This window comes from Mediterraneibacter faecis (genome assembly GCF_055383675.1).
This window is the reverse complement of the sequence record NZ_AP043803.1, coordinates 2,563,435-2,576,695: the sequence shown is the minus strand read 5'-3', so window position 1 is coordinate 2,576,695 and position 13,261 is coordinate 2,563,435. Positions and strand designations below refer to the sequence as shown.

General features: G+C 41.2%; 12 protein-coding genes and 2 pseudogenes. 12 read left to right on the top strand and 2 right to left on the bottom strand.

The window, feature by feature from the left end; genetic code table 11:
• Positions 1–123 precede the first annotated feature (123 nt).
• The 7 genes from ACZ47Z_RS12270 (at position 124) to ACZ47Z_RS12240 (ending at position 7,703) form a co-directional block, all read left to right on the top strand.
• Positions 124–975, top strand: coding sequence for a class II fructose-bisphosphate aldolase (locus ACZ47Z_RS12270; protein ID WP_015528212.1), 852 nt, complete (start codon positions 124–126; stop codon positions 973–975).
• Between the two features lie 43 nt (positions 976–1,018).
• Complete coding sequence (locus ACZ47Z_RS12265) at positions 1,019–2,092, top strand: LacI family DNA-binding transcriptional regulator (protein WP_054751607.1); 1,074 nt, start codon at positions 1,019–1,021, stop codon at positions 2,090–2,092.
• A 13-nt stretch (positions 2,093–2,105) separates the two neighbouring features.
• On the top strand, positions 2,106–3,623 hold the full coding sequence (xylB, locus tag ACZ47Z_RS12260) for a xylulokinase (protein ID WP_278733790.1): 1,518 nt from the start codon (positions 2,106–2,108) through the stop codon (positions 3,621–3,623).
• A gap of 40 nt (positions 3,624–3,663) precedes the next feature.
• A complete protein-coding gene (locus tag ACZ47Z_RS12255; protein ID WP_054751609.1) occupies positions 3,664–4,713 on the top strand; it encodes a galactitol-1-phosphate 5-dehydrogenase in 1,050 nt (349 codons plus the stop codon).
• A gap of 48 nt (positions 4,714–4,761) precedes the next feature.
• Positions 4,762–5,694, top strand: coding sequence for a 1-phosphofructokinase (pfkB, locus tag ACZ47Z_RS12250; RefSeq protein ID WP_464526058.1), 933 nt, complete (start codon positions 4,762–4,764; stop codon positions 5,692–5,694).
• 22 nt (positions 5,695–5,716) lie between these two features.
• Positions 5,717–6,721, top strand: coding sequence for an aldo/keto reductase (locus tag ACZ47Z_RS12245; protein WP_015528207.1), 1,005 nt, complete (start codon positions 5,717–5,719; stop codon positions 6,719–6,721).
• A 256-nt stretch (positions 6,722–6,977) separates the two neighbouring features.
• Positions 6,978–7,703 carry a cell wall hydrolase gene (locus ACZ47Z_RS12240; protein WP_054751610.1) on the top strand — a complete coding sequence of 242 codons (726 nt, stop codon included), beginning with the start codon at positions 6,978–6,980 and terminating at the stop codon, positions 7,701–7,703.
• A gap of 37 nt (positions 7,704–7,740) precedes the next feature.
• Here ACZ47Z_RS12240 and ACZ47Z_RS12235 read toward each other — a convergent pair whose 3' ends face one another.
• Complete coding sequence (locus ACZ47Z_RS12235; protein ID WP_464525602.1) at positions 7,741–8,583, bottom strand: YitT family protein; 843 nt, start codon at positions 8,581–8,583, stop codon at positions 7,741–7,743.
• 214 nt (positions 8,584–8,797) lie between these two features.
• On the opposite strand from ACZ47Z_RS12235, the gene ACZ47Z_RS12230 reads away from it, so the two are divergent.
• Entirely contained in the window at positions 8,798–9,496 is a 699-nt protein-coding gene (locus ACZ47Z_RS12230) for a phosphopyruvate hydratase family protein (protein WP_054751613.1), read from the top strand.
• Positions 9,497–9,563: 67 nt separating this feature from the next.
• Here the strand turns inward: ACZ47Z_RS12230 and ACZ47Z_RS12225 are convergent, their stop codons facing one another.
• Positions 9,564–9,977 (bottom strand): C-GCAxxG-C-C family protein, encoded by a 414-nt coding sequence (locus ACZ47Z_RS12225; protein ID WP_054751614.1) that lies wholly within the window; start codon positions 9,975–9,977, stop codon positions 9,564–9,566.
• A 239-nt stretch (positions 9,978–10,216) separates the two neighbouring features.
• Between ACZ47Z_RS12225 and ACZ47Z_RS12220 the strand changes: the two genes are divergently transcribed.
• From ACZ47Z_RS12220 to ACZ47Z_RS12205, 4 genes and pseudogenes are all read left to right on the top strand, one after another.
• On the top strand, positions 10,217–11,122 hold the full coding sequence (locus ACZ47Z_RS12220) for an AraC family transcriptional regulator (protein ID WP_464525601.1): 906 nt from the start codon (positions 10,217–10,219) through the stop codon (positions 11,120–11,122).
• An 83-nt stretch (positions 11,123–11,205) separates the two neighbouring features.
• A pseudogene (locus tag ACZ47Z_RS12215) lies at positions 11,206–11,310 on the top strand (hypothetical protein); the annotation flags it as partial.
• Between the two features lie 7 nt (positions 11,311–11,317).
• Positions 11,318–12,100, top strand: a pseudogene (locus ACZ47Z_RS12210) (Cof-type HAD-IIB family hydrolase).
• A gap of 626 nt (positions 12,101–12,726) precedes the next feature.
• The gene (locus tag ACZ47Z_RS12205) at positions 12,727–13,059 is read left to right on the top strand and encodes a DUF3784 domain-containing protein (protein ID WP_054751616.1); all 333 of its coding nucleotides are present in this window, start codon (positions 12,727–12,729) and stop codon (positions 13,057–13,059) included.
• Positions 13,060–13,261: the final 202 nt, after the last annotated feature.

The following is a 13,261-nucleotide window of genomic DNA, read 5'->3' as shown; positions in this document are numbered from 1 at the left end:
TGCAGCTTTAATAAAAATATACTTTTCGTTTTCATTATCTTGACAAGCAATAAATCCTGTACTAAAATAAATACATAAGCAAAACCGAAACGTTTCGGTTTTGGAAATAAGGAGGACGATACGATGCCATTAGTTACATCAGAAAAGATGCTTTTAGACGCAAAGAAGGATGGATACGCAGTAGGCGCATTCAATGTAGAGAATATGGAGATGGTTAAAGCAGTCATTGCTGCAGCGGAGGAGCTGAACGCACCGGTGATGCTTCAGACAACACCTTCTACTGTAAAGTACGGAACATTGGAGACATTTGCAGGAATCGTGAAAGCAGAAGCTGCGAAAACAAAGATCCCGGTATGCCTGCATCTGGATCATGGCAATAGCTTTGAACTTGCAGTTCAGGCAATGAAAGCTGGTTACACATCTGTTATGATCGACGGTTCCCACGAAGATTTTGAGAATAATATCGCAGTGACGAAGAAGGTTGTAGATGTAGCAAATGCATTTGGTATTCCGGTAGAAGCTGAACTTGGTAAAGTTGGCGGAAAGGAAGACGACCTTGAGGCTGATGCTGATACGAACACAGATCCGCAGGAAGCGAAAGAATTCGTAGAGCGCACAGGAGTTTCCTCTCTTGCAGTAGCGATTGGAACAGCGCACGGCTTTTATGTAGGAACCCCGGTTCTTGACAAGCCAAGAGTAAGCGCAATCAAAGAAGTTGTAGATGTTCCGCTCGTGCTTCATGGAGCTTCCGGACTGAGTGAAGAAGATGTAAGAGAATGTGTAGAGCGTGGAATGTGTAAAGTCAACTTTGCTACTGAGCTTCGTGTTGCATACACAGATGCCGTGAAGAAACTGCTTGAAGAGAAGCCGGAGACATTCGATCCGAAGAAACTCGGTGTTGTTGCGATGGAAGCTGTAAAAGAACAGGTGATCGCACGCATGAAGATGTGCGGATGTGATGGAAAAGCAAAATAAAACACGTGATAGCTTACAAGATACAGAATAAGGAAATAAGTTTATGGGTGCAACGATGAAAGACATTGCCCGAGAGACAGGGCTCGGACTTGCAACAATTTCTTCTTATCTAAATGGAGGAAATGTGCGTGAGAAAAACAGAATCAAGATCGAAGAGGCAATTGAGAAGCTTCATTTTGAGGTAAATGAAGTTGCAAGAGGATTAAAGACAAACCGAACGAAGACCATCGGAATCATCTTACCCGAGTTGAACAACATTTTCTTTTCAGAGATCATTACAGCAGCGGAAGATTTATTAAGAAGTCATGGGTATGCGACGATGATCTGTGACTGCAGATCCGATGTGAAGCGAGAAGAAGAGGCAGCAGAATTCCTTCTTCACAGAAGAGTGGATGGCTTGATCATGATGCCAACCGGAGCAGAGAAGAAAGTATTTGATAGATTTAGAAAATCCGGAAGACCGGTTGTACTGATTGACCGAAGGATGGAGAACGGAGATTGCGACTGTGTTCTTGTAGACAATGAAGGAGCAGCGCAGAACGCAGTGAAACGGCTGATGAAAAAAGGGCATAAGAAGATTGGTATGATCACAGGACCGGATAATGTGTATACAGCAAGGGAACGTCAACGAGGATATGAGCTTGCGATACAAGAATCATCCAAAGCTAGATCAGCACAACAATCAGATTTAAAAGGCAAAACAGATAGAACAGATACAAAACTTCTGGCAGATGGTAACTACACGATTGCCGGCGGAGCGAAAGCGATGCGCAAGCTTTACGAAGACAATCCAGATATGACAGCAGTCTTTATCTCCAACTACGAGATGACAGTCGGAGCAATGATGGAGATCAATGACCTTGGTATCAAAGTTCCGGAACAGCTGTCTGTGATAGGATTTGATAACATGGATTTTGCAAGAGCTGTAGTACCAAGGTTGACAATCGTGACACAGCCAACGGAAGAGATTGGACAAGCGGCAGCAAATCTGTTATTGAGTCATCTCGAAGATAAGGATGAAACATCAGATAAAACATCAGACAAAATAGAAACAACAGAGACAATCTGGCTGAAAACCGGATTCGTAGAAGGAGAATCAGTGGCGGACATTTCATAAAGAGGAGGAGACCATGGGAGAATATTTATTAGGAATAGATATCGGAACCAGTGCCTGCAAGATTGCAGTCTTTGCAAAAGACGGAACCGTCAAGGCAACCGGAACCGGTGATTATCAGGTTTATTACCCACATCCTGGATGGGCAGAACAGAATCCGGAAGAATGGTGGGAAGCAGTTTGCGATGCAATCCCAAGGGTGCTCATAAAAGGAAATATTTCCCCGGAAGAGATTAAAGGAATCGGAATCGATGGGCAGAGCTGGTCTGCAATCGCAGTAGATAAAGACGGAAATGTACTTACGAATACCCCAATCTGGATGGACACAAGAGCCACAGATATCTGTGAAGAATTCAATGAAAAGATTGGGAAAGACAAGATCTTCGAGCTTTGCGGCAACTCTTTGCAGCCGTCTTATACAACTGCAAAGATTATCTGGTATCAGAGAAACCTGCCGGAAGTCTATGCAAAGACTTATAAGATCCTTCAATCCAACAGTTACATTGCATACAAACTGACCGGTGTGATGACACAGGATCTTTCTCAGGGATATGGCCTTCACTGCTTCGATATGAGAACAGGAACCTGGAATGAAGAGATGTGTCAGGAATTTGGATTTTCTTCTGAGCTATTGCCGGAAATTCATGCCTGTCATGAAGTGATCGGTGAGGTAAATGAGAAAGCTGCGAAAGAAAGCGGACTGGCGGAAGGAACACCGGTCGTGGCCGGAGGACTCGATGCGGCATGTGGAACTCTCGGCGCAGGAGTGATCCACAGCGGAGAGACACAGGAACAAGGTGGACAGGCAGGTGGAATGAGTATCTGTACCGACCAGTATCGTGCCGATAAGCGGTTGATCCTTGGATTTCACGTCGTGCCGGATTGCTGGCTCTTACAAGGCGGAACAACCGGAGGCGGCGGAGTGATGCGCTGGCTTGAGCGGGAGTTCGGAGCGTACGAAAGAGAAGAAGGAAAACGTCAGGGAAAAAGCTCACTGGATTTATTTAATGAAGAGGCGGCAGCAGTAGCACCGGGAAGTGACGGAGTGGTCTTCCTCCCATATATGTCCGGTGAGAGAACTCCAATCTGGGATCCAAACGCAAAAGGTGTCTACTACGGATTAGATTTCAGTAAGACAAAAGGACACTTCATCCGTGCGGCAATGGAAGGAACAGCATATGCATTGAAGCATAACCTTGATGTTGCGGAAGAAGCCGGAGCGAAAGTAGAAGTCCTGCGTGCAATGGGCGGATCAGCAAACTCCTTGTTGTGGACACAGATCAAGTCTGACATCACAGGAAAACCAATTGTTGTTCCATCCTCTGACACAGCAACAACACTCGGTGCAGTGATCCTTGCCGGAGTCGGAATCGGAATGTACAAAGACTTTGACGAGGCGGTGAAGCTTACTGTTGAAGAGAAGCGTTCCCACGAACCGAATAATGAAAACAGAAAAGTTTATGATAGAAATTACGAAACATATATAGAGCTTTATAAACAATTAAAGGACACTATGGCGAAAAACCATGAATAAGAAATAAATTAACAAAAGACCAAAAAGGAGGATCTTGAAAATGAAAGCAGCAGTTGTATGCGCCAACGAAGACGTACAGTATCTTGATTACGAAGAACCGACACCGGGACCGGGCGAAGTTAAGGTCAAAGTAAAATGTTCCGGTATCTGCGGATCTGATATTCCACGAGTACTTCATAACGGAGTTCATTTCTATCCAATCGTACTTGGACATGAGTTCTCAGGAGATGTTGTAGAAGTAGGTGAAGGTGTAACAAAGGTTAAGGTTGGAGATCACGTATCCGGTGCACCGTTGAAACCATGTATGAAATGTGATGACTGTCAGAACGGAAACTTCTCTCTGTGCAAACATTACAGTTTTATTGGTTCCAGAGAGCAGGGATCCAATGCCGATTATGTAGTGATCCCAGAGCAAAATGCAGTTGTATATGATCCAGGCATTCCGTATGAACAGGCGGCTATGTTTGAGCCTGCAACTGTAGCGATCCACGGAGTGTTCCAAAATGATTATCAGGGCGGACAGTATGTTGCAGTACTCGGCGGCGGAACGATCGGAATGTTCACAATGCAGTGGTGCAAGATCTTCGGATCCAAGAAAGTTGTAGTTTTCGACATCAGTGATGAGAGACTTGAACTTGCGAAACGTCTTGGAGCTGACGAAGTTGTCAACACAACGAAAGAGAATTTCATGGAAGAGGCAATGGCGATCACAGGCGGCAAAGGATACGGATTTGTATTCGAGACAGCCGGACAGGTTCCGACCATGCATATGGCCTTTGAGCTTGCAGGAAACAAATCCCATGTATGCTTTATCGGAACACCACATGTGAATCTTGAGTTCACACCGGCAATGTGGGAGAACATGAATCGTAAAGAGTTCAAACTGACAGGATCCTGGATGTCCTACAGCGCACCGTTCCCGGGCAAAGAGTGGGAGCTGACAGCACATTACTTTGCAACAGGACAGCTGAAATTCGACAAAGGATTTATTTACAAAATGGTTCCGATGAGTCAGGCACAGGAAGCATTCCAGATGTTTAAGACACCGGGACTTGTACAGGGAAAAGTAATGCTTGTAAACGAAGATTAATCAGAGAGGGGGACAAGAGCTTTGATGTGTCAAAGCTCTGTACCGAATATGATACTTACAGTAACATTAAATGCAGCAATCGACAAAAGATATGTTGTGGAAGGCTATCAGGTCGGTGAAGTCAACCGTGTGAAAGAATGTGCGTACACGCCAGGTGGAAAAGGGTTAAATGTATCCAAGCCGGCATCTATCGCAGGAGCGGAAGTGGTCGCAACAGGATTTGTCGGAGGTCATGCAGGAAATTATATCGAAGACGCACTGAAACCATTTGGAATCAAGAGCGAATTCTATCATCTGGAAGAAGAGAGCCGATCCTGTATCAACATCTGGGATGAAGTCAATCACGTGCAGACAGAATTTCTTGAGCCGGGATTCACGGTATCTGAGGAAGAATTTAAGGGATTCGAAAAACATTTCACAGAACTGGTGAAGAAAGCAGATGTTGTTGCTATGTCAGGAAGTGTTCCAAAAGGACTTGACGGAACAGCTTATCAGCGTCTTGTAAGAATCTGCAAAGAGGCAGGAAAGAAAGTCATCCTTGATACAAGTGGAAAACTGCTTGAGATGGGAATCGAGGCAAAGCCGACGATGATCAAGCCAAACATTGATGAGATCCGTATGTTGACAGGAAAAAGCTGCGACAACTTCCTGGACATGGTAGATGCGGCAAAACAGATTCATGCAGATGGAGTCGAGATCGTAGCAGTGTCACTCGGTGGAGACGGTTCCTTTGTCGTATGTGACGACGGAATCTTTCGCGCACGTGTGCCGAAGATCGATGCGGTAAACACAGTAGGATGCGGAGATTCCATGATCGCCGGGTTCGCCCTTGGACTTAGCGAAGGACTTTCGGTTGAAGAGACATTGAAGAAAGCAAGTGCGATTTCAGCGGCAGCAGCACTCAGAGAAGAAACAGGATTCTTCGTAAAAGAAGATATGGAAAAGATCTATCCACAGGTGGAGATTGAGAAGATCGGTTAGATTAGATAAAAGGAGAATTATCATGGGTGAATTTATTAATCCGGCAGATGTGCCAAAAGTAAAATTCTACACAGGTGATGAAGCACCATGTATTGGAATGGGAACCTTTGGTTCCGACAGATTTACAGCAGATCAGATTGCTGAAGCAGTAGACGGAGCAATCAAAAGCGGATACCGCATGTTCGATTGTGCCGCATGCTACGGAAATGAACCGGAGATCGGTAAAGTATTTAAAAATGCATTTGATGAGGGAATCGTAGAACGTAAAGATCTCTTTATTATGACAAAAGTATGGAACGATATGCACGAACATGTCGAAGAAGCTTGCAAGAAAAGTATCGCAGATCTCCAGTGTGATTATGTGGATATGTATTATATTCACTGGCCATTCCCGAATTACCATGCACCAAAATGCGATGTAGAGTCAAGAAATCCGGATTCTAAACCATTCAGTGTGGAAGAATTCATGAATACATACAGACAGTGTGAAAAACTCGTCGAAGACGGACTGACAAGATTCATCGGAATCTCCAATATGACGATTCCGAAACTCGAAGCAGTACTTCCATTGATGAAGATCAAACCGGTTGCCTGTGAACTCGAGATCCATCCTTGCTTCCAGCAACAGGAACTTTACGATTACCTCGTAGCACACGATATCCAGCCGGTAGGGTATATGCCAATCGGTTCTCCGATGAGACCGGAGAGAGACATGTGTCCGGAAGATGTAGCAGATCTGCAGACTCCGGTTATGCAGGAGATTGCGAAGGCTCATAACTGTCACCCGGCGATCATTGCACTGAAATGGGCAAGACAGAGAGGCGAGATTGCAATTCCATTCTCACTTCACAATTATGTAAGCAACTTAAAAGCAATGACAGAAGATCCGCTGACAGAAGAAGAGATGGCAAAGATCGCAACCCTCGAAAAAGGAAACCGCCTTGTAAAAGGACAGGTGTTCTTGTGGCATGGAGCAAAAGACTGGCATGATCTCTGGGATGAAGATGGAGAAATCGTGACATTGTAAAAAATGAGATAAAATGATGTTGAGAGATACAGTTCTTGTAGGAAGTTGAGACTTTTACAGGAGCTGTATTTTAGTAGAAAAAAGGATCGGATTTTCTGCATGAAATAAAAAAGTTGACATGCACACATTTTTATGATAATATATCGCTCGTAACATTTTTGTAATAAATGTAATAAAAATGAAAATAATGCATAGTATTAATAAAGAATAGCAATTAAATGGTAAAAATTATGCAACAAAATTGTTAGGAGGGTATATGAAATTTAATAAAAATAAAAGGATGTTTCTGGCGATGTATACAGCAATGATGAGTGCGGTCATGCTGACGGGATTTGCAAGTTCCACGGAAGCACAGGAGCAGAGTGCTGTAGAATCAGAAGTGTCAACGGAGCCATCGGATCAGGAAGAAACTTTAGACGACACGCAGTCTGCCGGGAATGCAGGTACTGACTGGTGTGTATCAAAGGAAGTGATCGATGTGCAGTCAGGGATGATCGAGAATGTGAAGATCGCGGCAGTTGAAGCGAAGATAGCTTATGAAGCAAAGCTGGAAGAAGAGAGACGTGCGGCGGAAGAAGCAGAACGGATCGCCAGAGAGAAGGCAGAAGCAGAAGCGGCAGCAGCGGCACAGGCAGAAGCGGAGGCTGCACAGCAGGCAGAAAAAGAACTGCTGGCATCCCTGATCTTCTGTGAAGCGGGAAACCAGCCGTATGAAGGACAGGTTGCGGTTGGAGCGGTTGTAATGAACCGTATCAAGAGTTCCTCTTATCCGGATACGATGGAAGAAGTAATCTACCAGTCCGGTCAGTTCTCACCGGCAATGTCTGGATGGCTTGACCGCGTAAGAGCAAACCAGGGCTATACAGAGGCTGCGATGCAGGCGGCAGAAGATGCGCTTGCAGGAAGCAATCCGATTGGAGATTGTCTGTATTTCAGTGTAGGCGGTTACGGAACACGGATCGGAGATCATTTATTTCATTAGAATGCCCCACTCACAGTATCTGATCAAACAGAGTTGATCAGATACTGTGGAATCCTTTTCCGATAATCTCACTTGTATTAGAGATCAGAATAAACGCCTTTGGATCAGTAATCTTGATGAAATTACGCAGGCGGACAGCCTGGGTACGGTTGAGCGCAGTCAGGACGATCGATTTGTCCTGACCGGAATAAGCACCCGTTGCGTGAAAGACGCTGGCACTGCGGTTCAGCTCATGAACGATGAAATTACAGATCGGTTCCGGGTTGTCACATACAACATTAAAATATTTGGACAAATTGAAGTTCTCGATAAAGGTGTCTACCATGAAAGAACGAATCGTAAGTCCGAGCAAAGAATATAATCCAGTTTTGATATCGAAGATAAAGAATCCGGCAATAGTGATCAACAGATCAGAAAGCATAAGAGCCGGTCCGATATTGAAGCTGGAATATTTTTTTAAAATCATAGCAATAATATCTGTACCGCCACTGGAACTGCCAATGTTGAACAAAATGGCAGAGCCAAGAGCAGGAAGTGCAATCGCAAAACAAAGCTCCAGCATCGGCTGGTCTGTCAAAGGAGCTTTCATCGGGCAGACGCGCTCCAGAAAAGAAAGCGTTACCGAGAGCAGAATACTGCAATAAGCTGTCTTAGCTGCGAATTTCTTACCAAGAACAATCATTCCGATCACCAGAAGCGTCATACTGGCAACAAAGTTGAAATCACCGGCTGTCATAAGTCCTGTCTTTGCAATAAGAACAGCAAGACCGGTGATACCGCCAAAGGTAAAGTTATTCGTGAACTTGAAAAAGTAGGTACCGATCGCCATGATCAGTGTGCTGACTGTCAGTAAAAGAAAATGCTTCCCCTTGTCTAACATAAATAAATTCCTCCCCAAAAGAAAAATGATAGCTTTCGTGTGCAACATCCGCTATAAAAAGCTGTCATAAATGTTTGTACATATGATTGTAAGCGCTGAAAAGTGAAAAGTCAACGCATGAAGTTATCCAAAAAAGGAAATACTGAAATTAAGCAAAGTACGAAAACAGCATACCAAAATAGAACGAAAAGCACTGAAAAGGAGGTTTTAGAGTGTGGAACCAGAAGTTAGAAATAAGCTGGATCTTGCAGTAGAAATCCGTGATGTTTATGCAAGAGAAATTCTTGATTTCGCCGGAAATCCGGCCATTGAAGTAGAAGTTCTGGCAGGAGGAGAAATCATAGGAAAAGCATCTGTGGCAGGAAAAAATTATAATAAAAAAGAGCAGACAGAAAAACAGCAGATGGATATCGAAGGAAAAATCGAATTGCTTAACAGTCAGATTGCACCGGAAATAATCGGTGAAAATGTATTTGAACAAAGAAAGATTGATACAATTCTGAAAGAAAACGGAAATGAACAGACATCCTTTGCAATATCACTTGCAGTGGCGCGGGCAGCAGCGGCTGCAGAAAAAATTCCGCTTTACAGGTATCTTGGAGGTGTACGTGCAGTACATCCAAGTATGCCGCAGTTGGTCAGAAAAGAAGAAATTGAGATAGAAAAGATAAAAGAAATTAAGGTAGACGAGAGTACGATTCTTACGAAACTGTTTGAAAGAATATTAGAAGAACAGAATGAAGGGAAGAAGCTGCTTCTCAGTCAGGAAACAGCAGGAACAGAAGATAACTTTCTGGTAGATCTTGCAGTTGCGGCGAATATTACGATGATTTTGGCTGAAAACAGAGAAAGCGCTTATTATACAGTACTGAACAATCGATTGTTACAACTGGAAGAGAAGATTGGTGGATGAGGAGACCTCAAGAAATCAGGGAGAAATAAATAATGGGAGCATAGCTCCCAATTGTTATTTAGCGACTTTATTTTACACTCTCTAAATACATCTCTGTCAGTTCAACAGCATCTGCAATACACTGAGGACATGGGACAACTTTCCCCTTTCCAGAGACTCCCTTTAAGTCACGACAATAATAGGTTCCGTTCTTTTGGCGGAATTTTTCTGCAAATTGCTTTGTTTTCTTATAGGTATCTGCTTTAGTAGATTTTCCATTTTCAAGATTTCCAATGCTGTTATCCATTCCAATAACCATCATCATTCCAGTTACAGCTCCGCACATGTCCATCATGCCCATGCCAAATCCGAATCCCTCAGAGATTTTAAACATTGTTTCCTGGTCTACACCAAATTCCTCACAGAAAGAACAGGCTACAGCCTGTGCACAGTTATACCCTTTGTCATGTAGTTCTAATGCTTTTTCAACTTTTGTACTCATTTTTTCTCCTTGTGTTTAGAAATTCCAACTTATTTCTTTGATTTCAAATTGTTTTTATTATAACGCTCTTTTCTGTTTATGACAATTGGTATTACGGATTTTGAAAGAATTTGAAAGAATGAAATCAAAGGAAGAATATGATATTATAAAAATAAAAAACGGAATTTATAGAGAAAAGCACCTGTCAAAGAAGCTTTGCGTAACTGTATATTTCAAATGTATAAAGGGGGGCGAATGAGGTGAAAATTGTTAGAGGAATAGATTTTATAGAAGGAAGCAGAGAAGAAGAATTACCCAATTTTGAATCAAATTTTCCGTATATCGCTTCTCGTGTAGAATTAAATCAATATGCAGAAGATAGTATTCCATGGCATTGGCATAAAAGCGTAGAAGTGTTTTATGTAGAGCAAGGAAACCTGGAATACCGTACGCCTAACGGACATTATATTTTTCCACAAGGCTCAGGAGGCATGGTTAATTCTAATGTTCTTCATACAACGAAGCCACAAGAAGACAATACGGTACAGCTAATTCATATTTTTGATCCATCATTTATTGGCGGTGAAACAGGAAATATAATTGTGAAAAAATATATTATGCCAATTATCACATCTGGAGAATTGGATATGATTCCATTATATTCTAATAATTTGGAACAAAAAGAAATATTAGATCTTATAAGGAATGCATTTAATTTATCAGAAAAGGAATTTGGATATGAACTAAAACTGCGTGAGCGATTAACTGAAATTTGGCTATCACTTTTCAAAATGTCATTTTCTGTGATTGAAAAAAAGAAAACTAGTACGAGAGCGAACGACAGAATAAAATTGATGATGGTTTATGTTCATGAAAATTTTGCAGATAAAATTACTGTTTCTGATCTTGCAAAAGTTGGCTACATAAGTGAGAGAGACTGTTTTCGAGTTTTTCAAGAGTGTCTTCACATGACGCCGATAGAATATATTACAAACTATCGGCTGCAAAAAGCCTGCTATATGTTAGTACATAGCAAAGATACTATTTCTGCAATCAGTCAGGAGTGCGGATTAGGAAGCAGTAGCTTTTTCGGAAAGACTTTTCGAGAACATATGGGGATGACACCAATGGAATATCGAAAAAAATGGCGGAATAGTGATATATAAAGGCATTAAAAAGATATTTTATTCTTTAAAATTGCAGTATGATGATAATCAAGAACAAAACATATCTTTTATGAAAGGATAATGTTTGGATTGGAAGTGGTAGCATTCTCTTGCCGGGAGTTACAATCGGTAAAAATAATGTTGCGGCTAGCAATCCATGTAGAGTAATTCGTTGCATAAGGGAGTAGAAAAGAAATGAATCAGGTAAAAATTATTTTTTTTGATATTGATGGAACATTGTTGGAGATGGGAAAAACAGAGATAACACCGAATACGAGGAAGGCGTTATGTTCATTAAAACAAAATGGTATAAAAATATGTATCGCAACAGGGCGTTCGTTTGCTACCATACCAATGTTTGAGGGAGTTGTATTTGATGCGATTTTGGCATTTAATGGATCTTTCTGCGTTGCAGGTAATCAGGTAGTGGCAAAATGTCCTATTCCGAAAGAAGATATAGAAATAATTATTGAAAATGCAAAGAGAATGGAAAGACCTGTTTCTATTGCAACAGCGGAAGAGATTGTTGCAAATGGAAGCGATAAAGAATTAGAAGATTATTTTGCGATTGCACATCATAGGGTGAATGTATCCGAGAAATTCGAAGAATATGTGGACAAAGATGTGTTTTAAATTATGTTGGGATGTGACTTAGAAGAACGTAAGTATATATTAAAGGGAACGAAAAATGCCAAATTAGCAGCGTGGTGGGATAGAGCCATAGATATTATTCCAAAAGAAGGTGGAAAAGGAGCTGCGATTGAACAGGTTCTTGCACATTACAAATTCTCAAAGGAAGAAGCCATTGCGTTTGGAGATGGAGAAAATGATATTGATATGTTACTATCCGTTGGAAAAGGGATTGCAATGGGAAACGCGGCTGAAAAAGTGAAAGAAATTGCGACTGATATTTGTGAAAGCGTGACAGATGATGGGATTTATTATTATCTGAAAAGCCAGAAGATAATAAATGAGTGAAAGGTAGGTGGGAAAAATATCGCAAAAAAAACTATAATGCAAGTGTAAAGAAAAAGGAGGTAAAAAATAATGAGCAAAATGAAAAAATGGTTAAACAATTGGTTTAAGGAATCTGTAGAATTTTATGGTTCAATGTTTCGTTATGGAATTTATTATAGATAGGACAGAGGAAGAACACAAACTATGAACCGTACAGAGAATCAAAAAAAGCAAGGTATCATGAAATAAAGAGTTGCATCTTGGCAAAAAGGTGTAGCTCTTTTTTTGTGGAAAAATTGACAGAAGATAAGAGAATCGAATTGCAAGACTCTATCCCCTAAAATGCTGATATTTGTTGAAAAATCAGGCTTTTTGCAAGCAAAAATGAAAAGGCTATATATAGGTAGCCTGCGAAACTGGAATTGCCCATTTTGAGCCTGATTTTAAGAATAATGTCCTGACAGAGAGCAATGGAATGATTCTCTGCCCGGGATTCAAAAGGAATGGAAAAAATGCAGGAGAAAATCCACCGAATGCTGGTTACAGAAGCAAGCCGAATGGCAATGTATTAAAATTAGGTGGATGTAATTGAAGAAAAATATGATATCATATGAGTAATAAAACAGAATTTAAGGAGGAGACTGTAAATGAAATTATCAGATTTAGCAACAGGTTCTGATTGGACAGTGTGGATTGTCTTTGTGATATTTGCTGTACTTTCTATTATTTTACTTTCTGGACACGGAAGCTGGTTCATTTCTGGATATAATACAGCTTCAAAAGAAGAAAAGGAAAAATATAATGAAAAGAAGTTATGCAGAACAATGGGAATTGGAATGTCTATTATAGCAATTCTTCTATTAACAATGGGCTTGTTTGAAAATATTTTACCTGCATTTTTTGTATATATTGCATCGGGAATTATTTTGGTTGATGTTGTGGTAATTATCATTTTAAGCAACACGCTATGCAGAAAGTAACAATTTCCAGCTTGTATGTAAAAAACAGAAAAAATGTAGATATTGTGGCAAAGAATTAGATAGTAATTTGGAATGTTGTAGCAGTGAGTGAGAAAACAGCTATAGAAAGATAATTGAAAAAGATAGACATAAAATTAAGTATTTCATTTCGGGCATTATTTTAGGGTTTTTAGCTATGTTTTATGGTGTTGTGTTAAGCCGC